The organism is Streptomyces sp. H27-C3 (assembly GCF_030063415.1).
Taxonomy (GTDB): Bacteria; Actinomycetota; Actinomycetes; order Streptomycetales; family Streptomycetaceae; genus Streptomyces.
Map to the genome: position 1 here is coordinate 85,103 of NZ_JASITA010000022.1, position 24,031 is coordinate 109,133.

19 protein-coding genes are annotated in these 24,031 nt (G+C 71.4%); 13 read left to right on the top strand and 6 right to left on the bottom strand.

Translation table 11 applies throughout. The features are described from left to right. Positions 1 to 22: 22 nt before the first annotated feature. The 5 genes from QMK30_RS22245 to QMK30_RS22265 all read left to right on the top strand — a co-directional run bounded on the left by QMK30_RS22245 (position 23) and on the right by QMK30_RS22265 (position 5,971). Positions 23 to 817 (top strand): peptidyl-tRNA hydrolase, encoded by a 795-nt coding sequence (locus QMK30_RS22245; RefSeq protein WP_283520045.1) that lies wholly within the window; start codon positions 23 to 25, stop codon positions 815 to 817. A 138-nt stretch (positions 818 to 955) separates the two neighbouring features. Further along, on the top strand, positions 956 to 1,741 hold the full coding sequence (locus tag QMK30_RS22250; protein WP_283520046.1) for a DUF4142 domain-containing protein: 786 nt from the start codon (positions 956 to 958) through the stop codon (positions 1,739 to 1,741). A gap of 117 nt (positions 1,742 to 1,858) precedes the next feature. After that, the gene (locus QMK30_RS22255) at positions 1,859 to 3,370 is read left to right on the top strand and encodes a multinuclear nonheme iron-dependent oxidase (RefSeq protein WP_283520047.1); all 1,512 of its coding nucleotides are present in this window, start codon (positions 1,859 to 1,861) and stop codon (positions 3,368 to 3,370) included. An 82-nt stretch (positions 3,371 to 3,452) separates the two neighbouring features. Next, positions 3,453 to 4,250 (top strand): TIGR04222 domain-containing membrane protein, encoded by a 798-nt coding sequence (locus tag QMK30_RS22260; protein WP_283520048.1) that lies wholly within the window; start codon positions 3,453 to 3,455, stop codon positions 4,248 to 4,250. A 95-nt stretch (positions 4,251 to 4,345) separates the two neighbouring features. Then, positions 4,346 to 5,971 (top strand): alpha/beta hydrolase, encoded by a 1,626-nt coding sequence (locus tag QMK30_RS22265; protein WP_502963196.1) that lies wholly within the window; start codon positions 4,346 to 4,348, stop codon positions 5,969 to 5,971. 30 nt (positions 5,972 to 6,001) lie between these two features. Here QMK30_RS22265 and hemQ read toward each other — a convergent pair whose 3' ends face one another. Then, the gene (gene hemQ, locus QMK30_RS22270) at positions 6,002 to 6,733 is read right to left on the bottom strand and encodes a hydrogen peroxide-dependent heme synthase (RefSeq protein WP_283520049.1); all 732 of its coding nucleotides are present in this window, start codon (positions 6,731 to 6,733) and stop codon (positions 6,002 to 6,004) included. Positions 6,734 to 6,737: 4 nt separating this feature from the next. Continuing rightward, the gene (gene hemG / locus QMK30_RS22275; protein ID WP_283520050.1) at positions 6,738 to 8,180 is read right to left on the bottom strand and encodes a protoporphyrinogen oxidase; all 1,443 of its coding nucleotides are present in this window, start codon (positions 8,178 to 8,180) and stop codon (positions 6,738 to 6,740) included. 149 nt (positions 8,181 to 8,329) lie between these two features. Here hemG and QMK30_RS22280 point away from each other — a divergent pair, with 149 nt between their 5' ends. After that, on the top strand, positions 8,330 to 9,328 hold the full coding sequence (locus QMK30_RS22280) for a DUF4349 domain-containing protein (RefSeq protein ID WP_283520051.1): 999 nt from the start codon (positions 8,330 to 8,332) through the stop codon (positions 9,326 to 9,328). Positions 9,329 to 9,366: 38 nt separating this feature from the next. After that, the gene (locus QMK30_RS22285; RefSeq protein WP_283520052.1) at positions 9,367 to 10,746 is read left to right on the top strand and encodes an FAD-dependent oxidoreductase; all 1,380 of its coding nucleotides are present in this window, start codon (positions 9,367 to 9,369) and stop codon (positions 10,744 to 10,746) included. Between the two features lie 14 nt (positions 10,747 to 10,760). Here the strand turns inward: QMK30_RS22285 and hemE are convergent, their stop codons facing one another. Beyond that, positions 10,761 to 11,867 (bottom strand): uroporphyrinogen decarboxylase, encoded by a 1,107-nt coding sequence (gene hemE, locus QMK30_RS22290; protein ID WP_283520053.1) that lies wholly within the window; start codon positions 11,865 to 11,867, stop codon positions 10,761 to 10,763. Positions 11,868 to 11,958: 91 nt separating this feature from the next. Between hemE and QMK30_RS22295 the strand changes: the two genes are divergently transcribed. The 5 genes from QMK30_RS22295 to QMK30_RS22315 all read left to right on the top strand — a co-directional run bounded on the left by QMK30_RS22295 (position 11,959) and on the right by QMK30_RS22315 (position 18,490). Further along, positions 11,959 to 12,636 carry a DUF3000 domain-containing protein gene (locus tag QMK30_RS22295; RefSeq protein ID WP_283520054.1) on the top strand — a complete coding sequence of 226 codons (678 nt, stop codon included), beginning with the start codon at positions 11,959 to 11,961 and terminating at the stop codon, positions 12,634 to 12,636. 253 nt (positions 12,637 to 12,889) lie between these two features. Then, positions 12,890 to 13,552: a helix-turn-helix transcriptional regulator gene (locus QMK30_RS22300; RefSeq protein ID WP_283520055.1), complete on the top strand. Its 663-nt coding sequence runs from the start codon at positions 12,890 to 12,892 to the stop codon at positions 13,550 to 13,552. Between the two features lie 78 nt (positions 13,553 to 13,630). Beyond that, positions 13,631 to 14,932 carry an HRDC domain-containing protein gene (locus tag QMK30_RS22305; RefSeq protein WP_283520056.1) on the top strand — a complete coding sequence of 434 codons (1,302 nt, stop codon included), beginning with the start codon at positions 13,631 to 13,633 and terminating at the stop codon, positions 14,930 to 14,932. 208 nt (positions 14,933 to 15,140) lie between these two features. Beyond that, positions 15,141 to 16,361: a thiolase family protein gene (locus tag QMK30_RS22310; RefSeq protein WP_283520057.1), complete on the top strand. Its 1,221-nt coding sequence runs from the start codon at positions 15,141 to 15,143 to the stop codon at positions 16,359 to 16,361. Beyond that, on the top strand, positions 16,358 to 18,490 hold the full coding sequence (locus tag QMK30_RS22315) for a 3-hydroxyacyl-CoA dehydrogenase NAD-binding domain-containing protein (protein ID WP_283520058.1): 2,133 nt from the start codon (positions 16,358 to 16,360) through the stop codon (positions 18,488 to 18,490). Before QMK30_RS22310 ends, QMK30_RS22315 begins: the two co-directional genes overlap by 4 nt. A 129-nt stretch (positions 18,491 to 18,619) precedes the next feature. On the opposite strand, the gene QMK30_RS22320 is transcribed toward QMK30_RS22315, so the two are convergent. Then, positions 18,620 to 19,729, bottom strand: coding sequence for a DUF8189 domain-containing protein (locus QMK30_RS22320; protein ID WP_283520074.1), 1,110 nt, complete (start codon positions 19,727 to 19,729; stop codon positions 18,620 to 18,622). A gap of 98 nt (positions 19,730 to 19,827) precedes the next feature. On the opposite strand from QMK30_RS22320, the gene QMK30_RS22325 reads away from it, so the two are divergent. Then, on the top strand, positions 19,828 to 20,217 hold the full coding sequence (locus tag QMK30_RS22325; protein ID WP_283520059.1) for a PIN domain-containing protein: 390 nt from the start codon (positions 19,828 to 19,830) through the stop codon (positions 20,215 to 20,217). A 78-nt stretch (positions 20,218 to 20,295) separates the two neighbouring features. On the opposite strand, the gene QMK30_RS22330 is transcribed toward QMK30_RS22325, so the two are convergent. Both QMK30_RS22330 and dxs read right to left on the bottom strand, forming a co-directional pair. Continuing rightward, on the bottom strand, positions 20,296 to 21,801 hold the full coding sequence (locus QMK30_RS22330) for an amino acid permease (RefSeq protein ID WP_283520060.1): 1,506 nt from the start codon (positions 21,799 to 21,801) through the stop codon (positions 20,296 to 20,298). Positions 21,802 to 22,049: 248 nt separating this feature from the next. Then, positions 22,050 to 23,969: a 1-deoxy-D-xylulose-5-phosphate synthase gene (gene dxs, locus QMK30_RS22335; RefSeq protein WP_283520061.1), complete on the bottom strand. Its 1,920-nt coding sequence runs from the start codon at positions 23,967 to 23,969 to the stop codon at positions 22,050 to 22,052. Positions 23,970 to 24,031 lie beyond the last annotated feature (62 nt).

A 24,031-nucleotide genomic window follows, 5' to 3' on the forward strand; every position in this document is an offset into this window, starting at 1 on the left:
TCCGGCTGGCAGACTGGGGCGAGTGAGCACCGACGACACCCCCGACAGTCCCTTCCGGCACGAGCAGACGGCACGCGACGAGGCACCGCAGTATGTGCTGCCTCTGGTCGTCCACATCGAGAAGACCGAGCCACCGACCCGTACGAACGCCCTGGAGACCGCGGCGCGCGCGGTGCTGGTGATGCTCTCGGACGAGCGCTCGCTGGGTGAGGGCGAGTGGGCCGAGGCCGTACGGGACTGGCAGGACGCCCGGATCCGCAAGGTGGTGCGGCGGGCCCGCGGGGCGGAGTGGCGCAAGGCGTCGGCACTGCCCGGCATCACGGTCACCGGAGGCGGAGCGGAAACGGGGGACGCGGCCGAGGTGGCGACGGACGGGGCCGAGGGTGCGGCGGGCGCGGCGGACGCCGCCGAGGTGCGGGTCTTTCCGCCAGTGCCGCTGGACGGCTGGCCCAAGGAGCTGGCGAAGCTCCAGGTGTCGGGGACCGACCTGGACGACCCGGAGCCGCCGCCCGCCCCCGATCCGACGGCCCCCGTGCTGTGGCTGAGCCCGGAGCTGGGCATGTCGGCGGGCAAGGCGATGGCGCAGGCCGGGCACGGGGCGCAACTGGCCTGGTGGGAACTGTCGGAGGCGGAGCGCGTGGCCTGGCGGGACGCCGGATTCCCGCTGTCCGTACGGACGCCTCCGGCCGACAGATGGCGGGAGCTCACCACGAGCGGGCTGCCGGTGGTCCGGGACGCGGGGTTCACGGAGATCGCCCCGGGCTCCTGCACGGTGGTCGCCGATCACCCCGCGCTCCGCCCGTCGCGACACGTCTGAATCAGCTTGCTCCTGAGTCGCGTTGAACACGTCGACTGCGTCACACGTACCTACGAATACCTGTGATTGGGTTGTCCGGCCGTTCAGTAGGCGGTTGGTTCGACGGTGGTAACGCATCGGCTCGGGAGACACATTTTGTTGCGACGTATCAACGGCACAGCGCTCATCATCGCGGCACTTGTCGCCACCCTCGGCGCGCTCGCTTTCCCCGTGTGGTCCTACGCGGACCGCTCGGGAACGGGCGAGGCGAATCTCAACGCCTCGTCCGTCGGGACCCAGTGGGGCCCGCTGTCCGCCGCCGACCGCGATCTGCTGGTGAAGGTGCGGCTGGCGGGCCTGTGGGAACTGCCCGCGGGCCAGCAGGCGATCGAGCGGGCGCCCAGTGAGGCCATCAAGGAGGCGGGTGACCACCTGATCGTCGGCCACTCGGACCTCGACAAGCGGGCCCGTCTAGTGGCCGCGCAGCTCAACGTGCCGCTGCCGAACCAGCCCACGGAGCAGCAGCAGGGCTGGCTCAGGGAGCTGTCGGCGGCCACCGGCCAGGAGTACGAGCGCAAGTTCGCCAACCTCCTGCGCAACGCGCACGGCAAGGTCTTCTCGGCGATCGCCCAGGTGCGGCACACCACCCGCAACTCCCTGATCCGGCAGTTGGCGACCGACTCCAACCAGACCGTCCTGGACCACATCACCATGCTGGAGGCCACCGGCCTCGTCGACTTCGACGCCATGGCCAACGAGGCGGCGGGTGGCGCCACCGCGAGTCCCTCGGGGCCGCCGCCGCCCAATGGCGCGGTCACCGTGCCCTCGGCGCCGGCCGTGCAACCGACCGGGGGCCAGAGCGCCACATCGAAGCCCTCCGCGCAACCGACCGGGGAAATCGGCAGGCCCGCGGTCAATACGAACCGCCCCGAGCCCTCGCCGTAGGAGGGACGGCATCGCGGCGGTAACCTCAAATCAACCTCTGAACATCCCCTCCTGCGGGTTCGATGCCGCGCGCCGGGGCCATTACCCCTGCACGAAGCGCAGGAGGGGGACACCCACATGGAGCGTCTGGGAATAGGAATCGGCTGGCGTCCCGAGATCGCGGACACGGTGGAGCGGCTGCCCGGCATCGACTGGGTCGAGGCGGTCGCGGAGAACATCTGCCCCGGCCACATCCCCGAATCCCTGCTGCGCCTGCGTGCCCGCGGCACGAAGGTGATCCCGCACGGGGTCTCGCTGGGCCTGGGCGGCGCGGACCGCCCCGACCCGGACCGCCTGGCCGACCTGGCGGCCCGCGTGGAGGCGCTGGGCTCCCCCCTGGTCACCGAGCACATCGCGTTCGTACGGGCGGGCGGCCCGCTCACCGCCTCACCGCGGCTGGAGGCGGGGCATCTGCTGCCGGTCCCCCGCACCTGGGACGCCCTGCACGTGCTGTGCGAGAACGTCCGGGTCGCGCAGGACTCGCTGCCGGTGCCGCTCGCCCTGGAGAACATCGCCGCGCTGATCAACTGGCCCGGCGAGGAGATGACCGAGGGGCAGTTCCTGGCCGAACTGGTGGAGCGCACCGGCGTACGGCTGCTGATCGACGTGGCCAACCTCCACACGAACCGGGTGAACCGCGGCGAGGACCCGGCCGCGGCGCTGGACGAACTCCCGGTGGAGGCGATCGCGTACGTCCATGTCGCGGGCGGCGTGGAGAAGGACGGCGTCTGGCACGACACCCACGGGCACCCGGTGTCGCGCCCGATCCTGGACATCCTCGCCGAGCTGCGCTCCCGCACGGACCCGCCGGGGGTGCTCCTGGAGCGGGACGAGAACTTCCCGTCGCCGGATGAACTGGCCGCGGAACTGGCGGAGATACGTACGACACTGACCGCCCCGCGCACACGGCCCACGACCGGCGGGTCCCAGCGGCCCGGCGCGACAGCCCCCGAGGGGACGGGCCACCGTCCCCTCGGGACTCCGGCCGCACCGCGCGGCGACGCACGCGCCGCCGGGTGGCCGGGGGTCGGCACCCGGCTTCGGGAACGGGACGCAGAAAGGTCGGACCCGCCCTCCGTGGCCCCGACCGCACCGTGCGCCACCGCAAGCGCCGCCAGGGGTCCGGGATCCGGCCCCCTGCTCCGGGAAGGGCCGGGCCAGGGGGAAGGCGCCGCCGACACCCGCACGCACGTCGCGCTCGCCCAGACCGCCCTCCTGTCCTCCCTCGTGGCCGGCACCCCTGCCCCCGAGGGCTTCGACTCCACGCGGCTGCGCGTCCAGAGCCGCGCGCTCGCCGGCAAGCGGGCCGACGTCGTCGCCAAGGTCGCCCCCGAGCTGGCTGAGATCCTCGGTGACGGCTACCGGCTCGCGTTCCTCGCCTACGCCAAGTCCCTCCCGATGTCGGACGGTTACCGTCGCGACGCACTGGATTTCGCCGAGCAGCTGCTGGTCACCGACCCGCCGTCGGACGCCGTCGTACGCCGCAGGCTGACCCACTGGTGGCAGGACCACTCCGGGCCGCGCCCGACCCGTCGGGCGACCCGCATCGTCCGGGCGGCGCGTGCCGCGATCAGCAGGGAGGCCAGGTGACGAGTCCCCGGGCGCACGACGGACGGTCCACATGCTGAACAGCCCATGGCGCCCCGCCGGGCCCTTCGCGTAGACATCCGCCATGTTCTGGGTCCTCTTCCTCGCCGTGGCCTGCGCGGCAGTGGTGACCGCCTGCGCCAGGCTCTGCCTCGCTGCCACCGCCGCGGCCGACTTCGGCTCGGCGGCGGAGGCCACCGCCACGCAGCGCGCACTGGCCCTGCCCGAGGCCGCGTTCCTCACCGGCGGCCCGGCCAGGGTCGCGGATCTGACCCTGCTGTCGATGCACCGCCACCGCAGGCTGCTGCTCGCGCACACCGGTTGGGCGACCGTCGTGGACCCGGTGGGCCGTGACGACCTGGAGCGCTCCGTCATACGCGCGATCGGCTCCGGCGGGCAGGCCAGGACGGCGGCCGTACGGACCGCCACGGCTGCCGCGGGCGCTGTACGGGGCGTGGCCGACCGGCTGGTCGCCGCGGGCCTCGCCGTCCCCGACGCGACCAGGACATCCCTCAACACCGCGGTGCGCACGGTGCGGGGCGCGACTCTGCTCGTGCTGGCGCTGGGCGCCGTTTCCCTGCTGATGCCCGATCAGGAGCAGTCCGTCCGGCTGCACATCGTGGCCTGGTTCGCGCTGCCACTCGTCCTCAGTCCGGGCTGTCTCGTCGTGGCCCGGATGGAGGTCGGCTCGTACACCCGCTGGGCCTCCCCCACCGGCCTGCGGCTGCTCGGCGCGCTCGCGCCCCGGCCCGTCGGCGGCCATGACGGCGCCGATGCCGAGTTCCTCACCGCCGTCGCCCTGCACGGCGCCCACGCCGTCGCGGACCCCGCTCTGCGGGCCGCTCTGACCAGCACCGGCAGCGGTCACGAGACATCCGTATGAAGCATCGGGGTCATTGACCCCGACACCGGGCCCAGGTCCTTTACATCACCGGTCACCCCACCAGGATCCCTTTTGTAGGTTAATCGCATGAAGGGATGGCAGCGGTGAGAGCAGTTGTGATGTACGGGACCGTGGCATCCCTCGGTTCCCTGGTCCTGACGGCCCTCGTCGCCGTCCCCGCGGGCGGCGCCGAACCCCGCGCAGGCCAGCCCCGCGCCGCCGAGACCCTCGGCACCGCGGTGGCCGCCCGGCGTGCGGCCACCGCCGGTATCGCCTTCGGTGCCTGCCCCAAGGCCGAGGACCTGCCCGCCCCGGTCCGGTGCGGCACGGTCAAGGTACCGCTCGACTACGCCAAGCCCTCGGGCCGTCTGATCACCCTGACCGTCAGCCGCGTCAAGGCGGGCGGGAAACCCACGGAGCGGCTGGGCGCGCTCGTCTACAACCCCGGCGGCCCCGGCGCCTCCAGCATGTACTTCCCGATGGCCGCCCAGATGCCCGAGTGGAAGCGCATCGGCGCGGCGTACGACTTCGTCGGCTACGCGCCGCGCGGCGTCGGCCGCTCCGCCACGCTCTCCTGCCAGAGCCCCAAGGACTTCACGAAGGCACCGACCAAGGACCCGGCCGAGCCCTCGGCCGCGTACCGGCAGGAGCGGATCGACCGGGCCAAGGCGTACGCCGACGGGTGCGCACGCAACGCGGGCGACGCGCTGCGCCACTATACGTCCCTCAACAACGCCCGTGACCTCGACGTCCTGCGGGCGGCGCTCGGCGAGCGGAGGCTCACCTTCATGGGAGCCTCGTACGGCACCTACTTCGGCGCCCTGTACGCGACGCTCTTCCCCACCCATGTGCGCGGCATGGTCTTCGACTCGGCGGTCAACCCCGCCCCGGGGCAGATCTGGTACCGCAACAACCTCGACCAGTCACTGGCCTTCGAGCGCCGCTGGGCGGACTTCCGCACCTGGGTCGCCAAGCACCACAGGACCTACCTGCTCGGCGATACGCCGCGCGAGGTGCTGGCCAGTTACGAGAAGGTGCGCGCCGCGGTCGCCAAGAAACCGGCGGGCGGCAGCGTGGGGGCCGGCGAGCTCCAGTCGGCGTTCCTCAGAACGGTTTACTACGACGACTACTGGGCGATGCGGGCCACCGCGCTCAGCGAGTACCTCAAGGGCAACCCGAGGCCGCTGATCGACCAGGCAGCGCCCAAGCCCGAGGCCGCGTGGGACGACGAGAACGGCAACGCCGTGTACACCGCCGTCGAGTGCAACGACGCGCCCTGGCCGACCGACTGGCGGGTGTGGAACCGCGACAACACGGCGCTGGCGGCGCGCGCGCCCTTCGAGACCTGGGCCAACGCCTGGATGAATCTGCCCTGCGCCTTCTGGAGCGCGCCGCGCCAGGTGCCCCTCGATGTGCGCGTGGAGCCGGGCAAGCTGCCCCCGACGCTGATCCTGGCCGCCGAGCGGGACGCGGCGACGCCGTACCCGGGCGCTCTGGAGCTGCAACGGCGGCTGCCGGGGTCCGCGCTGGTCACGGAGCGGAACGCCGGTACGCACGGCATCGGCGGTGGCGACAACGCGTGTGTCAACGGCCATCTGGAGAGGTATCTGCTGACCGGCCGGACGCCGGTGCGGCGCGCACAATGCGCGCCGCACCGGGAGCCGAACCCGGTGTCGCTGGACGAACGAGCAGTGGCCAGAAGGCCTGCGCCCGCCGTCTGATCTTCCGGGCCAGGATGACGGGACCGCCGGTCAGGCGAGTCCCGCCACCAAATCCGCGACGTCCTTGCGACGTCCGGTGTAGAAGGGCACCTCTTCGCGTACGTACATCCGGGTCTCGGACGCGCGGAGGTGCCGCATGAGGTCGACGATGCGGTAAAGCTCGTCGGCCTCGAAGGCCAGCAGCCACTCATAGTCGCCCAGCGAGAACGAAGCGACGGTGTTGGCGCGCACATCCGGGTAACCGCGGGCCATCTTGCCGTGCTCGGCGAGCATGCGGCGACGGTCCTCGTCGGGCAGCAGGTACCAGTCGTAACTGCGCACGAAGGGGTAGACGCTGATGTAGTCGCGCGGCGTCTCGTCGGCCAGGAACGCCGGGATGTGCGACTTGTTGAACTCGGCGGGCCGGTGCAGCGCCATGTTCGACCAGACCGGCTCCAGCGCGCGGCCCAGCTTGGTGCGGCGGAAGAGGTTGTACGCCTCCTGGAGCTCGTCCGAGGTCTCCGCGTGCCACCAGATCATGACGTCCGCGTCGGCGCGCAGGCCGGACACGTCGTACGTGCCGCGCACGGTGATGTCCTTCGCCGCGAGCTTGTCGAACAGCTCCTGCACCTCGTCCGCGTAACCGGCGCGGTCCTCGGGCAGCACGTCGCGCAGCTTGAAGACGGACCACAGCGTGTAACGGATGACGTCGTTGAGGTCCTTGGCCTTCTTGCCTGCGTTCGGACCTCGGGGGGATGTCGCAGTCTCCGGGGCATCAGTCATAGGGCTATTCTCCCGCGCCGTGATCCGTGCCCCGCGCCGGGGCCAGGGTGACCATGATCTCGTCGGCGGCCCGCGTGCCGCTCGCGACACAGGCGGGGATGCCGACTCCGTCGTACGCCGCCCCGCAGACCCGCAGTCCGGGAAGCTTCGCCACCTCTCCACGCACGCGTGCGGTGCGGGCGAGGTGCCCGACGGGGTACTGCGGAAGGCCGCCGATCCAGCGGGTGACCTCGGTGGCCACCGGCCGGGCCGCGAGCCCGGTCGCCGCGCCGAGATCGCGCATCGACACACCGATGAGCTCGGCGTCCTCGCGGTGCAGGTGATCCTCCTCGCCGTAGCGCCCGACGGAGGTGCGCAGCAGGAAGAGGTCGGGGGCGCCCGCGTCCACCCAGCCCCACTTGCGGGTGGAGAAAGTGGCGGCCTTGATCGTGCGCCCGTCGACGGGCGGCACCAGGAAGCCCGACCCCTGCGGCATCCCCGCCATGTCCTCCCGCCGGAACGCCATGGTCACCAGGGCCATAGAGGCGTACTCGACGGTCGACAGCTCGGTGGCCGCGGCCGGTGACTCGGCGGCGAGCAGCGCGGAGGCGGCCCAGGCGGGCGCCGCGAGGACAACGGCGTCCGCCTCGATCAGCAGCGCGTCGGTGCGCACGTGCCAGCCGGTGGCGCTGCGGGTCAGCCCGATCACCGGGGCGTCCAGGAGGATCTCGCCGCCCCGGGCGCGCACGGCGTCGGCGACGGCGTGCGGCAGCGTGCCCACGCCCCCCTCTATGCCCATGAACACGGGACCTGTCTGCTGCTTCTCGACGGCTCGTCGCTGAATGTCGCGTACGCCGTCGAGGAGTGAGGCGTACGTCCTGGCCGCCTCGAAGAGCGCCGGTACCGCGGCCCGCATCGAGGTCCGGTACACATCCCCCGCGTACACCCCGCCGAGCAGCGGCTCCACGAGCCGGTCGACGACTTCGCGGCCGAGGCGGGCCGCGACGTACTCGCCGATCGCGATGTCCTCGCCGACCTCGGTGCGGGTGAGCTCGTGGTCCTGTGCCATGCGGGCGAGGCCGCTCTCGGAGATGACTCCGCCGAGCACCGCGGGGTCGCCGGGCACCCCCATGACGTGTCCCTCGGGCATCGGCTGGAGGGTGCCCCGGTTCCACAGGGAGGCGGTGGCGGTGGCGGGCGGCTGAAGCCGGTTGCCGAGCCCCACCTCGCGCGCGAGATCAACCGCTTCGGGCCGTCGCGCGAGCATCGACTCGGCGCCCAGGTCGACGGCCGCGCCAGCGATCTCTCCCGCCAACAGCTTGCCGCCGAGCCCATGGGTGGCTTCGAGCAGGGTCACGCGCAGGCCGGCGCCGGTGAGCCGGTGCGCGGCGGCGAGACCGGAGATCCCGCCGCCGATGACGACGACATGGCGCGCGTGGGTGTCCACGTGGTGCGAGGAACGCTGCATGGGTCCACTCTCTCAAACCCTGAACGAGTCCCGGACAGACCCTGAACGAGTCCCGAACGTGACCGCTTCGGGACCCGAAAGGGGCAACCCGTTCCGATGCCTCCCACGTCGAACCGGCAACATTCATCACCACATTCGGGGGAGCCGACATGCGTGCAGTACGTACGCCCAGGCATCGTTCTCTCAAGGTCCTCGCGGCCGCCCTGCTCACCGCCTCGCTGGCGCTCGGCGGATGCGCGGGCGGGGACAGCGGCGAGGGCACGATGTCGGACAAGGCCGCGACGTCCGAGGAGCGGGGCTACGACGGGAGCGTCGCCGACGGCCCGGATGCGGGGGCCAAGGCCCCGGACAACGGGAACGCGGCGGGGTCCGGCAAGCCCGCCGACCGGGCGGGGCAGCAGAAACTCCCGCGCGCCGCGACCCACATCGTGCGCACCGCTTCGCTCGACGTACAGGTGGACAGCGCCCCCAAGGCGCTCGCCGAGGCCCGTTCCGCGGCCGAGAGGGCGGGCGGCATCGTCGGGAACGAGAGCACCGAACGGACCGATGACGACCATGTCTTCTCGCGCGTGGTCCTGCGGGTCCCGCAGGACGCGTACGACGCCGTGCTCAAGGAGCTGGCGGGCACCGGAAAGCTGCTCAGCCGCAAGGCCGAGGCCAAGGACGTCACGGGTGAGGTGGTGGACGTCGAGAGCCGCGTCAAGTCGCAGCGGACCAGCATCGCGCGCATCCGCGTGATAATGGACAGGGCGACGAAGATCAGCGATCTGGTCACGACCGAGAGCGAGTTGACCACGCGTCAGGCGGACCTTGAGGCGCTGCTCGCCCAGCAGGAGTCGCTGAAGGACCGCACGACCATGGCGACGATCACCCTCGAACTCTCCGAGACCGAGCCGAAGAAGGACCCCAAGGACGACGACCCCGGTTTCCTGGACGCGCTCGGCGGCGGCTGGGACGCGTTCATCACGACCCTGAAGTGGGTCGCCATGGCGCTCGGCGCGGTCGCTCCGTTCGCCGCCGCGCTCGCCGTGCTCCATGTGCTGTGGCGACTGCTGCGCGACCGGCTGCCGCGGCGGCGGACGCCGGTCCCCGCTGCCGTGACGGCCACTCCGGTCGGGCCGCCCGCCGGGGAGAAGCCGCAGGAGTGAGACTGTTCTCAGGTTTCACACACTGAGGAGGACACGCGATGGCGGCGGAGCGACTGGTGGTCATCGGGGGCGATGCGGCGGGCATGTCCGCCGCATCGCAGGCCCGCCGGCTCAAGGGCCCGGGCGAGCTGGAGATCGTCGCTTTCGAGCGCGGCCACTTCACCTCGTACTCGGCGTGCGGCATCCCGTACTGGGTGGGCGGCGAAGTGGCGGGCCCCGACGCCCTGATCGCCCGTACGCCCGAGGAGCACCGCGAGCGCGACATCGATCTGCGGGTCAGGACCGAGGTCACCGAGATCGACGTCGCCGGGCAGCGGGTCCGCTCCCGCGATGTCGAATCGGGCGCTGAGTCCTGGACCGGCTTCGACAAGCTGATCGTGGCGACGGGCGCCCGCCCGGTCCGGCCGTCACTGCCCGGCATCGACGCGCCCGGGGTGCACGGCGTACAGACCCTGGACGACGGCCAGGCGCTCATCGACACCCTGGAGAAGACGAAGGGCCGGCGGGCGGTGGTCGTCGGCGCCGGTTACATCGGTGTCGAGATGGCCGAGGCGCTGGTCCGGCGGGGCTACGACGTGACGGTACTCAACCGCGGCGAGCAGCCGATGACGACCCTCGACCCGGACATGGGCCGCCTGGTGCACGACGCGATGAACGGCATGGGCATCACCACCGTCTCGGGCGCCGAGGTCACCGAGGTCCTCACCGGCGACGACGGCCGGGTCACGGCGGTCGCGACCAAGGACGCGCGGTATCCGGCCGACGTCGTGGTCCTTGGCATCGGTGTCGAGCCGGAGACCGCCCTGGCCCGCGCCGCGGGGCTGCCGCTCGGCGGATCCGGGGGGCTGGTCACCGATCTGTCGATGCGGGTGCGGGGCCACGACAACATCTGGGCGGGCGGCGACTGTGTGGAGGTCCTGGACCTGGTCTCGGGCCGACTGCGCCATATCGCGCTCGGCACCCACGCGAACAAGCACGGCCAGGTCATCGGGTCGAACGCGGGCGGCGGTTACGCCACGTTCCCCGGGGTCGTGGGCACGGCGGTCAGCAAGGTCTGCGACCTGGAGATCGCCCGTACCGGGCTGCGCGAGAAGGACGCGCGGGCCGAGGGCCTGCAGTTCGTGACGGTGACCATCGAGTCGACGAGCCGCGCCGGTTACTACCCGGACGCGTCGATGATGACGGTGAAGATGACGGCGGAGAAGCGTACGGGGCGGCTGCTCGGCGTGCAGATCGTCGGCAGGGAGGGTGCGGCGAAGCGGGTGGACGTGGCGGCGGTCGCGCTCACCGCGCGGATGACGGTGGACCAGATGACGGCGCTGGACCTCGGGTACGCGCCGCCGTTCTCCCCGGTCTGGGACCCGGTTCTGGTGGCGGCGCGCAAGGCGGTGACCGCGGTGCGGAAGACGGGGGCGTAGGGGGCCGCCCGCCGCTACCGTGCCGTCTGCTCGTGGACGTCCTCGACGAGGCGGGTCAGCGCGTCCGGGTCCGTCGTCGGCAGCACCCCGTGGCCGAGGTTGAAGATGTGCCCGTCGAGCCCCGCCGCCGCGTCCAGCACCTCGCGGGTCTTGGTCCTGACCGCCTCGGTCGTGGAGAAGAGGACGGCCGGGTCGAGGTTGCCCTGCAGCGCCTTACCGGGGCCGACCCGGCGTACCGCCTCGTCCATCGGGACGCGCCAGTCGACGCCCATGACGTCCGCGCCGGCCTCACCCATCAGGCCGAGCAGCTCGCCCGTGCCGACGCCGAAGTGGATGCGCGGGACGCCGTACCCGGCGACCGCGTCGAAGACCTTGACCGAGGCGGGCATCACCGAGCGCCGGTAGTCCGCGGGCGAGAGCGCGCCGACCCAGGAGTCGAAGAGCTGCACGGCGGACGCGCCGGCCTCGATCTGCACCTTCAGGAACGCCGAGGTGATCTCCGCGAGCCGGTCGAGCAGATCGGCCCACAGCTGCGGGTCGCCGTACATCAGGGCCTTGGTGTGCTCGTGGTTGCGGGAGGGCCCGCCCTCCACGAGGTAACTCGCCAGAGTGAACGGCGCGCCCGCGAATCCGATGAGCGGAGTGGACCCGAGCTCCCCCGTGAGGATGCCGATCGCCTCGGTCACATACGCGACGTCGTCCGGCGTGAGGTCGCGCAGCTGTGCGAGATCGGCGCGGCCGCGGATCGGCTGGGCGACGACCGGACCGACGCCCGGCTTGATGTCCAGGTCGATCCCGATGGCCTTGAGCGGCACCACGATGTCGCTGAAGTAGATCGCCGCGTCGACCTTGTGACGTCGTACGGGCTGCATGGTGATCTCGGCGACCAGGTCGGGCCGCATGCACGAGTCGAGCATCGCGGTGCCCTCGCGCACCTTCAGGTATTCCGGAAGTGAGCGCCCCGCCTGCCGCATGAACCACACCGGCGTGTGCGGCACGGGCTCGCGCCTGCATGCCTTGAGGAAGGTGGAGTCGTACGTCTGGCTCTGCGGTCGGCCCGAGGGTGGGGTCTCCCCTGCTCGAAGGAACTTGAGAGTTTGGGGAAGGTCGTTGGCACTCACGCCCAGAATCTTCGCATGCGCGCCGAAGCCGCTGTCCCGGGCAGGGTGTCTGTCCCTGCGCGAAGCCCCCGTTCCGCCTACTCTTCCCCGCATGGCTCCGGCTCAGGGACGACTTTCGGATGATGCTGACGACACCGGTGGCACAGAGGACAACTCCGCCCCGCCCGCGTTCCGTCAGGCGGTCGACGCCCTGCGCACAGCGCGGCTGCGCCCAGGGGTCGAGGTCGATCCGACCCGGCCGCCCAAACGACTCGCGCCGTACGCGTATGCCCTGGAGGCAGCGGTCGTCGACGGCGAGGACGATCTGGCGGACGGCAGACTCGTGCTGCTGCACGACCCCGCGGGGCACGACGCCTGGCAGGGAACGTTCCGGCTGGTGACGCTCGTACGGGCGGAACTGGAGCCGGAGATGGCGGCCGACCCGCTGCTGCCCGAGGTGTGCTGGTCCTGGCTGACCGGCGCCCTGGAGACGCGCGGCCTGTCGTACGGGGAGGCCAGCGGCACCGTCACCCGGGCCGGGTCGCACTACTTCGGCGGGCTGGCTGACCGGCGCCCCGCGACACAGATCGAGATCCGTGCGTCGTGGACCCCGCGCGAGGGCCGAGGCGGAGTGCCGGACACCGCGGCACATCTGGCGGCCTGGTGCGATCTGCTGTGCCAGCTCGCGGGGCTGCCGCCCGCGCCCGTCGGCGAACCTGGTTCCGGTTCGGTGGACGCGGGTGCGGGCGTGGTGTCGCTGCCGCAGCGGCGCGGGCCCCAGACCTCGTAGGAATGTGCCGGGGCGCGCCTTCGGGCGCGCCCTTTCGTGCGTCCGGAGCGCTCCCGCCGCGTTCCCATCGCCCTCCTATTTCTTCACATGATCGATCGCGTGTCTGAATTGCCCGAATTGTTACTCACTAAATCGTGATCTTCCCCTAAAGGAGAGCGGCACTGCTGCCGAAGAGGTCATTGACCCTTCCAGCACGGTTCGCCCCGGCTTCATCCCCGAGCCGGTCCGTCCGCCACTCCCCCCAGGAGGCCTGGTGTCCGTTCTCCTCGAGCAGCCCGCAAGCCTGGTCGCCTACCGCCCGAACAAGCCGACGGCCATGGTCGTCGTAGCCGACCCGCGCGTCCGCTCCACCGTCACCCGCCACCTGTGGGCCCTTGGAGTGCGCGACGTCATCGAGGCTTCGTCCATCGCGGAGGCACGCCCTCGCATCGGCAACCCGCGCGACATCTGTGTCGCCGATGTCCACCTGCCCGACGGTTCCGGGCTGACCCTGCTGTCCGAGACCCGTGCGGCGGGCTGGCCCAACGGCCTCGCCCTCTCCGCCGCCGACGACATCGGCGCCGTACGCAACGCCCTCGCGGGCGGCGTGAAGGGCTATGTCGTCACCGGCACCCGCACGAACATCGGGCATCCCAACCGCCCCGGCGCCGCCCCCATCGGCGCCGCGGCAGCACGAATGCACCGCCGCCCCCCGGGGTCCCCGAGCCACCCGGGCGGCTACCGCGAGCTCTCCGGCCGTGAGGTCGAGGTGCTGCGGCTGGTCGCGGAAGGCCAGTCCAACAAGGCCATCGGCGTCTCGATGGGACTGTCCGCCCTGACCGTCAAGAGCCACCTCGCCCGCATCGCGCGCAAGCTCGGCACGGGTGACCGCGCCGGCATGGTCGCGGTGGCTCTGCGCACCGGAATCATCCACTGACCGGTTCGCAACCCTCCAGCGCCCGCCGACGGAACGTTCCGTCGGCGGGCGCTGTCCATACACAGATACCCTTTACACGTGACCGACGCCCAAGAGACGACCGCAGCAGAGCCAGACCTGCGAACCCCCGGGGACGAGCGACGGCTGCCGCCGCCGTCGCAGGCCCCGGTCGACGTCGAACCGGCGCCGATTCCCCTGCTGGAGCCGCGCGAGGGCATTCCCCCCGTGGTGACCACCGCCGAAGCACTGGCCGAAGTGGTCGCGGCGTTCGCCGCGGGCACCGGACCCGTCGCCGTCGACGCGGAGCGCGCGTCCGGCTACCGCTACGGCCAGCGGGCCTATCTCGTACAGCTGCGCCGTGAAGGCGCGGGCAGCGCGCTCATCGATCCGGTCGGCTGCCCCGACCTCTCCACCCTCGGCGACGCCCTCGCCGACACCGAGTGGATCCTCCACGCGGCCACCCAGGATCTCCCGTGCCTGCGTGAAATAGGCATGGCCCCTTCCCGGCTGTTCGACACCGAACTCGCCGGCCGGCTCGCGGGCTTCCCGCGCGTGGGTCTGGGCGCGATGGTCGAGTCCGTCCTCGGATACGCCCTGGAGAAGGGCCACTCCGCGGTCGACTGGTCCACCCGCCCGCTTCCCGAGCCCTGGCTGCGCTATGCGGCGCTCGATGTCGAGCTCCTCGTCGACCTGCGGGACGCCCTGGAGAAGGAGCTCGACCGGCAGGGCAAGCTGGACTGGGCCCACCAGGAGTTCGACGCGATCGCGTCGGCCCCGCCCGCGCCGCCGCGCAAGGACCCCTGGCGGCGCACCTCGGGGATGCACAAGGTGCGGCGCCGTCGGCAGATGGCGATCGTGCGCGAGCTGTGGAACGCCCGGGACGAGATCGCTCAGCGCCGCGACGTGTCGCCGGGCAAGGTCTTGAGCGACACCGCGATCGTCGAGGCCGCCCTCGCGGTGCCGCTGGACACCCGGACCCTGGCCGCGCTGCCCGGCTTCGGCCACCGCATGGGCCGTCGGCAGCTCGACCAGTGGCAGGCCGTGGTCGACGGCGCCAGGGCGCTGCCCGACCTGGAGCTCCCGCAGCCGGGACAGGCCATGACGGGTCCGCCCCCGCCGCGTTCCTGGGCGGACAAGGACCCGGCCGCCGCGGCCCGCCTCTCGGCGGCGCGGGCGGCGGTCACGGCCCTCGCCGAGGAGCTGAACATGCCGCAGGAGAATCTGATCACCCCGGACACGGTGCGCCGCGTGTGCTGGGAGCCGCCGGCGGACCCGTCGCCGGAAGCGGTGGCGGCCTCCCTGGCTACGTACGGCGCACGACAGTGGCAGATCGACCTGGTCACGCCGCTGCTGACGACGGCGCTCGCCGCCGCCGCCTGACCGCGCCCGCCGCGCGCCGGCCTCTGCTAGCCCCGCGGGCCGCCTCCTTCGAGGCGGCCCGCGGGGTTTTCCGTGTGTGACGTTCGACGCTCCCGCCGTGGGGGGTGGGCAGCTTGGTTACCCGCAAGTAGCATGGCGGTACGCAGCACGCCTTCGCGGCGTGCCGTGCGTGCAGCAGTGCCACCCCGTTCCCTGGAGGAGAGCCATCGTGCCTCGTACCGTCAGGGACGTCGTCTTCGTCGACGGCGTCCGCACCCCGTTCGGCAAGGCGGGCCCGAAGGGCATCTACCACGAGACCCGCGCGGACGATCTCGTCGTCAAGTGCATCCGGGAGCTGCTGCGCCGCAACCCGGATCTCGACCCCGCCCTCATCGACGAGGTCGCCCTCGCCGCGACCACGCAGATCGGCGACCAGGGTCTGACGCTCGGCCGTACCGCCGGCATTCTCGCGGGCCTGCCCAGCAGCGTCCCCGGCTACTCCATCGACCGCATGTGCGCGGGCGCGATGACCGCCGTGACCGCCATCGCGGGCGGCGTGGCCTTCGGTGCGTACGACATCGCCGTCGCCGGCGGTGTCGAGCACATGGGCCGCCACCCCATGGGTGAGGGCGTCGACCCGAACCCGCGGTTCGTGTCGGAGAAGCTCGTCGACGAGTCCGCCCTCTTCATGGGCATGACCGCCGAGAACCTGCACGACCGGTTCCCGGCCGTCACCAAGCAGCGCTCGGACGAGTACGCGGTCCGCTCCCAGGAGAAGGCCGCCAAGGCCTACGCCGACGGCAAGATCCAGGCCGACCTGGTGCCCGTCTCCGTACGCCGCACCAACCCGGAGGCCGGGGAGACCGGCTGGGGTCTGGCGGTGTCCGACGAGCCGATGCGCCCCGGCACCACGCTGGAGAACCTGGCCGGCCTCAAGACGCCGTTCCGCCCGCACGGCCGGGTCACCCCGGGCAACGCCGCGGGTCTGAACGACGGTGCGACCGCCTCCCTGATCGCCGCCGAGGACGTGGCGCGTGAGCTGGGTCTGCCGGTCAAGATGCGCCTGGCGTCCTACGCCTTCGCGGGCGTCGAGCCCGAGGTCATGGGCATCGGCCCGGTCCCGGCGACGGAGAAGGCGCTGGCCAAGGCCGGTCTGTCCATCTCCGACATCGGGCTGTTCGAGGTCAATGAGGCCTTCGCCGTGCAGGTGCTGGCGTTCCTCGACCACTACGGCATCGCGGACGACGACCCGCGCGTCAACCAGTACGGCGGCGCGATCGCGTTCGGCCACCCGCTGGCCTCGTCGGGCGTACGCCTGATGACGCAGCTGGCGCGGCAGTTCGAGGAGCAGCCGCACGTCCGGTACGGCCTCACCACCATGTGCGTCGGCTTCGGCATGGGCGGAACGGTCATCTGGGAGAACCCGCATTTTGACGGAGGCAACAAGTGAGCACCACTACCGCTGAGCTTCTGAAGGGCGCGGCCGAGCTGTTCCCCGGCGAGGTCGTCACGCAGGCGCACGTGCGCCACATCGACCTGCCCTCCAACGCAGGGCGCTTCGCGCTCATCACGTTGGACAACGGCCTGGACCACACCAAGCCGACCACCTTCGGGCCGCAGTCACTTGGCAACCTCGACCGCGCCGTCGACCAGGTCGAGAAGGAGGCGTCCGAGGGCACGATCGTCGGCATCGGCATCACCGGCAAGCCGTTCATCTTCGCGGTCGGCGCCGACCTCAAGGGCGTGGAGCTGCTGAAGCGCCACGAGGACGCGCTGGCCATCGGCAAGGGCGGCCACGACGTCTTCCGCCGCCTCGCCGGCCTCGCCGTCCCGACCTTCACGTACTACAACGGTGCGGCGATGGGCGGCGGCGTCGAGATCGGCCTGCACTGCTCGTACCGTACGGTCTCCTCCGCGATCCCCGCCTTCTCCCTCCCCGAGGTCTTCCTCGGGCTGGTTCCGGGCTGGGGCGGCTGCGCGCTGCTGCCGAACCTGATCGGCGCCGACCGCGCGGTTTCGGTCATCATCGAGAACTCGCTCAACCAGAACAGGCAGCTCAAGGGCAAGCAGGTCTTCGAGCTCGGCATCGCGGACGCGATCTTCGAGGGCGCGGACTTCCTGGAGCAGTCGCTGATCTGGACGTCCGCGGTGCTGCGCGGCGAGCTTCAGGTCACACGGCCGGAGATCGACCGCGGCGACGCCTGGGACCAGGCCGTGGCGCGCGGCAAGGCCATCGCGGACTCCAAGGTGCACGGCGCGGCCCCGGCGGCGTACCGCGCGCTGGAGATCATCGCGGCGGCGAAGGACGGCGACCTGAGCGCCGGCTTCGACGCCGAGGATGTCGCTCTCGCGGACCTGATCATGGGCGGCGAGCTGCGCAGCGGCATCTACGCCTTCAACCTGGTCCAGAAGCGCGCCAAGCGCCCGGCCGGTGCGCCGGACAAGTCGCTGGCCCGCCCGGTCACCAAGGTCGGCGTCGTCGGCGCCGGCCTGATGGCCTCGCAGCTGGCGCTGCTCTTCCTGCGCCGTCTTGAGGTCCCGGTCGTCCTGACGGACATCGACCAGGAGCGTGTCGACAAGGGTGTGGGCTATGTCCACGCCGAGATCGACAAGCTGCTCGGCAAGCGCCGCATCAACCAGGACAAGGCCAACCGCTACAAGGCCCTGGTCACCGGTGTGCTGGACAAGGCCGACGGCTTCTCGGACGCCGACTTCGTCATCGAGGCGGTCTTCGAGGAGATCGGCGTCAAGCAGCAGGTGTTCGCCGAGGTCGAGGCGGTCGCCCCGGCGCACGCGATCCTCGCCACCAACACCTCCTCGCTCTCGATCTCCGAGATGGCGTCGAAGCTCAAGCACCCCGAGCGGGTCGTGGGCTTCCACTTCTTCAACCCCGTCGCGATCCTCCCGCTCCTGGAGATCGTCCGCGGCGAGCAGACCGACGACGCCGCGCTGGCCACGGCCTTCGGCGTGGCCCGCAAGCTGAAGAAGACCGCGGTCCTGGTGAAGGACGCCCCGGCGTTCGTCGTCAACCGCATCCTCACCCGCTTCATGGGCGAAATCCAGAACATCATCGACGAGGGCACCCCGGTCGCGGTCGCCGAGAAGGGCATCGAGCCCCTCGGTCTGCCGATGTCCCCGCTGGTCCTCCTTGAGCTGGTCGGCCCTGCCATCGGTCTGCATGTCTCCGAGACGCTGAACCGCGCCTTCCCGGAGCGCTTCACCGTCTCGGAGAACCTGGCCGCGGTGGTCAAGGCCGGCAAGCGCGGCTTCTACGTCTACGACACGGGTGCGCCCGTGCTGGACCCGGAGGTCGCGACGCTTCTCAAGCAGGGCGACAAGGTCCTGACCGCGGACCAGGTCCGCCACCGCGTCCTGGACGCGGTGGCGCAGGAGATCGGCCTGATGCTCGACGAGGGTGTCGTGGCCGAGGCCCAGGACATCGACCTGTGCCTGATCACCGGCGCCGGCTGGCCCTTCCACCTGGGCGGCATCACGCCGTACCTGGACCGTGAGGGCTACTCGGAGCGCGTGTACGGCAAGAAGTTCCTGGCGCAGGGCGTGGCGAGCGTCCCCGCGTAACGCCTGACGGACATGCGGAACGGGCCGTACGGATTCTCTCCGTACGGCCCGTTCCGCATGTCCCGCCGGAGGTGACGCGCGGCGGGGTGTGCTCTCAGACCGGCGGTGACGCGCGGCGAGGGCACGCTCTCAGACGCGGGTCCAGGCCGCCAGGGCCAGGCCCTCCTCGGGCTTCTGACGGGCCACGTGGAGCCCGCCGTCCGCACCGATCACCGCCATGACCACACGGCCCTTCACGTCCACCGCGAGCGCCGGTGCGCCCAGGCACTCGCCGCCCGTTTCCGTCCACCACACGCCCTCCGCCTCGGCCTGCGTGACGCAGGCCGCCAGGAGGGCCTGGCCGTCGCTGCCGCGGTGGGCCAGGACCGTGCAGTCATGGCCGTCGATGGCGGTGCGCAGGGCCGCGAGGGGCCCGTCGGACGGCGTGCCCCCCAGGGGGACGGTGTCCGCCCCGGGGCGGTGTGCGGTGATGCCCTTGGAGGCCGCGTCGTTCCAGTAGTACGTGACCGCGCCCTCGGCGGTCTCCAGGCCCGTGACGGTGCCCGCCACCGGGCTGAGCTCGATGGCCTCGGCCTGTTTCAGCTCACCGCCCGGCTTCTCCTGCGTCCAGCGCAGCGCCCTGCTGTCCGCGGCGGCCAGCACCTCCACCGTGCCGGTGGCCGTGGCCACCGCCGCCGGGCAGTCCTGGGTCTTACTGCCGCGCAGGTCCTTCCAGTTCTCCCACTTGCCGTCCGCGGCCTGCCTGCGCATCTGCACGCCGCCGCCCGCGTTGCGCACGAAGACATGGACCGAGCCCGCCGCGTTGACCGTGCTGACCGGGACGCCGATCCGCGTTATGCGGTCCGGGTCCGTGTACGGATTGCCCAGGGAGTGCCAGGCGGTCAGCGGGCGGCCCGTCTGGTACTGGATCGCGTGCACGATGTCGACGGTCGGCCCCTTCTGAACGGCCTTCCGCTTGCGGCGGCCGATCAGGTGCACATAGCCATCGGGGCCCTGGGCCAGGACCAGGTGCTCGATGCCGGGAGCCGGGAAGAACTCGGGGCCCGACCAGTCGGGGCCGCCAGGAGCCGTCTCCGTCCAGCGCAGCACCCCGCCGGGGGTGGGCGCGTACGCCGTGAGCCTGTCGTCCTTGCCGCGCAGCAGCCAGCGCGCGAACCGGGGGCCGGTCGCCGCCGGAGTGCCGGACGGCGGCGGCGGCGGAAGCTTTTGCTCGGACTTGCCTGCGGCCCGCGGCCTCATTGGCGTCACGCCAGCCTTCCGTGCATCGATGCTTCCTGCTTTCGAACAAGCATAGCGTTTTGGCTGGTGGCGGCCGCCGCGCATGCCACGCTGATGGTATGAGAACTCTGGTGATCGTGGACGCGGCGAATGTCGTCGGGTCCGTCCCGGACGGCTGGTGGCGCGACCGGCGCGGGGCGGCCGAGCGACTGCGGGACCATCTCAGGACGTACGCCGAGCAGGGCGTCCCCGGCCACCCCGGTCCGTTGGACATCGTCCTCGTGGTGGAGGGCGCGGCCCGCGGCATCGACTCCGTGCCCGGGGTGCGGGTCGAGTCGGCGCCGGGCAGCGGGGACGACCGGATCGTGGAGGTCGTGGTGGAGACGGGGGCGAGGCCCGTGCTGGTCGTCACCGCCGACCGGGAGCTCAGGCGAAGGGTAGAGGCGTACGGCGCCCAGTGCGCCGGGCCGCGCACCGTGCGGCCCGTGAGGGGCGACGAGACCACGTAGCTGCACACAGCGTCCGGCCCCGCAGTCCGCATCCGAGGACGTACGGGGCCGGGCGTGCGGCGGGCAACTGGGCTGCCGTCAGCGGGACTTGCGGCTCATCCGGCTGTGGCTGCGCCCGTACGCGAAATAGATGACGAAGCCGAGCAGCATCCAGATGCCGAACCGCAGCCAGGTCTCGGCCGGGAGGTTGAGCATCAGCCAGACCGAGGCCGCCACCGAGAGGATCGGGACCAGCGGTACCCACGGGGTGCGGAAGGACCGGTGCAGCTCGGGCCGGGTCCGGCGCAGCACGATCACGCCGAGGGCGACCACGACGAACGCGAAGAGCGTGCCGATGTTCACCAGCGTCGCCAGTTCGTTGATGCTGGTGAAGCCCGCGACGACCGCGATGATCACGCCGAGCAGGATGGTCGGGCGGTAGGGCGTGCCGAACTTCGGGTGCGTGACGGAGAAGAACCGCGGCAGGAGCCCGTCGCGGCTCATCGCGAAGAACACCCGGGTCTGCCCGAGCAGCAGGATCAGACACACGGTGGTGAGGCCGACCGCGGCGCCGAAGCCGATGACACCGGCGTAGAAGGGATGCCCGGTGGCCTTGAACGCGTCGGCCAGCGGCGCGCTCACCGACAGCTCGCTGTAGTGCTGCATTCCGGTGACCACGATGGACACGGCGACGTAGAGCACGGTGCAGATCACCAGCGAGCCGAGGATGCCGCGCGGCATGTCCCGCTGCGGCAGCTTCGTCTCCTCGGCGGCGGTGGCCACGACGTCGAAGCCGATGAAGGCGAAGAAGACGACGGAGGCGGCGGTGAAGATGCCCATGATGCCGAAGTTGGTGGGCTCGTAGCCGAACAGCAGCTGGACCAGGGGCGCGTCCAGGCCCGCTCCGGAGGGCTGCTTCACGGCGTCGGGGATGAAGGGCGTGTAGTTCTTCGTGTCGATGATGAAGGAACCCGCGATGATCACGATGAGCACCACGGCCACCTTGATGGCGACCACGACCGCTGTGATGCGGGCGGACAGCTTCATGCCGAGGACAAGGACCACCGTGAGCAGCAGTACGAGGACGAAGGCCAGGATGTCGAAGCCGAAGCCGTCCGCCACGTCGGTTCCGGAGAGCGCTTCGGGCATGTGCCAGCCGACGTTGTCCATCAGCGAGCGGACATAACCCGACCAGCCGACCGCCACCACGGCCGTGCCCAGCGCGAATTCGAGGACCAGGTCCCAGCCGATGGTCCAGGCGACCAGCTCACCGAGGGAGGCGTACGAGAACGTGTACGCGGAGCCGGCCACCGGGACGGTGGAGGCGAACTCGGCGTAACACAGGGCCGCGAGGGCGCAGACGATGCCCGCGGCGACGAAGGCCAGGGCCGTCGCGGGGCCCGCGGTCTCCTTGGCCACCTTGCCCGTGAGGACGAAGATGCCGGTACCGATGATGACCCCGACGCCGAAGACCGTCAGGTCGAGGGCGGAGAGGGATTTCTTGAGCGCGTGCTCCGGTTCCTCCGTGTCGAGGATCGACTGTTCGACCGTCTTGGTCCGGAACACACCGTCTCTGGCTGGGCCCGGGTCCTGCTGTGTACTCACGGCGTACCTCCGCGTGTCGACCCCCGCCCAACCTGAAATGAGCGAGTTTCACCCATGATCGGAGCGAATCGGGGCGCCCACGCGTGCCGCCGCCCGGTATCACTCCACAGTTGACCCTTTCGGGGTACCCAGAACGGCACATCCGGCACAGGAGAGGCACAAAAAAAGAGGCCGGGCCCGGAGCGTGCTGCTCCGGGCCCGGCCTCTTTCGTACGTACGGCCCTTTCGTGCGTCGGCCGCTTCGCGTGTCAGTCGCGCGCGACCTCGGCCGTCGCTTCCGCCAGGCGGCCGTCCAGCTTGGCCACCAGGCCCGTCACCTGACGGGCGATGTCCGGCGCGGTGAGCCCGATCTCGGCCATGACCTCCTTGCGGGAGGCGTGGTCGAGGAAGCGCGACGGGATGCCGAAGTCGCGCAGCGGTACGTCGACGCCCGCGTCGCGCAGCGCCTGGGCGACGGCGGAGCCGACGCCGCCTGCCCTGCTGTTGTCCTCGACGGTGACGACGACGCGGTGCTGCTCGGCGAGCGGCGCGAGCGCCTCGTCGACCGGCTTGACCCAGCGCGGGTCGACGACGGTCGTCGAGATGCCCTGGGCGTCGAGCAGGGCCGCGATCTCCAGGCACATGGGCGCGAGCGCGCCGATGGAGACCAGCAGGACGTCGGGGCGCTCGGCGCCGACGTCCGCGTTGCGCAGGACGTCCATGCCGCCGACCCGGCCCACGGCCTGCACCGCTGGGCCGACCGCGCCCTTGGAGAAGCGCACCACGGTCGGGGCGTCGTCGACGTCGACGGCCTCGCGCAGCTGGGCGCGGAGCTGGTCGGCGTCGCGCGGGGCCGCGATCCGCAGGGTCGGGACGCACTGCAGGATCGACATGTCCCACATGCCGTTGTGCGAGGCGCCGTCGGTGCCGGTGACACCGGCCCGGTCGAGCACGAAGGTGACACCGCACTTGTGCAGGGCCACATCCATCAGGACCTGGTCGAAGGCGCGGTTGAGGAAGGTGGCGTACACCGCGAAGACCGGGTGCAGGCCGCCGGTGGCCAGGCCCGCCGCGGACACCGCCGCGTGCTGCTCGGCGATCCCCACATCGTAGATGCGCTCGGGGAAGGCCTTCTGGAACTTGTGCAGGCCGACGGGCTGGAGCATCGCCGCGGTGATCGCCACGATGTCCTCGCGCTCCCGGCCGAGCTTGACCATCTCCTCGCCGAAGACCGAGGTCCAGTCCATGCCGGAGGCGGCGATGGGCAGACCCGTGTCGGGGTGGATGGGGCCGATGCCGTGGAAGCGGTCGGCCTCGTCCTGCTCGGCGGGCTTGTAGCCGCGGCCCTTCTCGGTGAGGCAGTGCACGATGACCGGGCCGCCGAAGCGCTTGGCGCGCAGCAGCGCGGACTCCAGCGCCTCCATGTCGTGCCCGTCGATGGGGCCGACGTACTTCAGGCCGAGGTCCTCGAACATGCCCTGCGGGGCGATGAAGTCCTTGAGGCCCTTCTTCGCGCCGTGCAGGGTCTCGTAGAGCGGGCGGCCGACGACCGGGGTGCGCTCCAGGAAGTCCTTGCCGCGGGCCAGGAAGCGCTCGTAGCCGTCAGTGGTGCGCAGGGTGGCCAGGTGGTTGGCGAGGCCGCCGATGGTCGGGGCGTACGAGCGCTCATTGTCGTTGACCACGATGACCAGCGGGCGGTCCTTGGCGGCGGCGATGTTGTTCAGCGCCTCCCAGGCCATGCCGCCGGTGAGCGCGCCGTCGCCGATGACCGCGACGACGTGGTCCTCCTTCGCCAGCACCTCATTGGCCTTGGCGAGGCCGTCCGCCCAGCCCAGCACGGTGGAGGCGTGCGAGTTCTCGATGACGTCGTGCTCGGACTCGGCGCGCGAGGGGTAGCCCGACAGGCCGCCCTTGGTGCGCAGGCCGACGAAGTCCTGACGGCCGGTGAGCAGCTTGTGCACGTACGACTGGTGCCCGGTGTCGAAGAGAACCTTGTCCTTCGGGGAGTCGAAGACCCGGTGCAGCGCGATCGTCAGCTCGACGACGCCGAGGTTGGGGCCCAGGTGTCCGCCGGTCTTGGCGACCGCGTCGACCAGAAAGGACCGGATCTCTGCGGCCAGCTGTTCCAGCTGCTCCGGGCCGAGCCTGTCCAGGTCGCGCGGTCCCGTGATGCGGGTCAGCAGAGCCACCCGTGCCTCCTTGCAGTTGAACTGTCTGGCTTGCCGGTCTGCCGAGTCTAATGTTCCGCTCG

Coding starts and splice junctions, on each gene's coding strand:
- QMK30_RS22255 (WP_283520047.1), top strand. CDS start 1,859: ATGGAGCGTCTGGGAATAGGAATCGGCTGGCGTCCCGAGATCGCGGAC.
- QMK30_RS22260 (WP_283520048.1), top strand. CDS start 3,453: ATGTTCTGGGTCCTCTTCCTCGCCGTGGCCTGCGCGGCAGTGGTGACC.
- QMK30_RS22265 (WP_502963196.1), top strand. CDS start 4,346: ATGGCAGCGGTGAGAGCAGTTGTGATGTACGGGACCGTGGCATCCCTC.
- hemQ (WP_283520049.1), bottom strand. CDS start 6,733: ATGACTGATGCCCCGGAGACTGCGACATCCCCCCGAGGTCCGAACGCA.
- hemG (WP_283520050.1), bottom strand. CDS start 8,180: ATGCAGCGTTCCTCGCACCACGTGGACACCCACGCGCGCCATGTCGTC.
- QMK30_RS22280 (WP_283520051.1), top strand. CDS start 8,330: ATGCGTGCAGTACGTACGCCCAGGCATCGTTCTCTCAAGGTCCTCGCG.
- QMK30_RS22285 (WP_283520052.1), top strand. CDS start 9,367: ATGGCGGCGGAGCGACTGGTGGTCATCGGGGGCGATGCGGCGGGCATG.
- QMK30_RS22295 (WP_283520054.1), top strand. CDS start 11,959: ATGGCTCCGGCTCAGGGACGACTTTCGGATGATGCTGACGACACCGGT.
- QMK30_RS22320 (WP_283520074.1), bottom strand. CDS start 19,729: ATGAGGCCGCGGGCCGCAGGCAAGTCCGAGCAAAAGCTTCCGCCGCCG.
- QMK30_RS22325 (WP_283520059.1), top strand. CDS start 19,828: ATGAGAACTCTGGTGATCGTGGACGCGGCGAATGTCGTCGGGTCCGTC.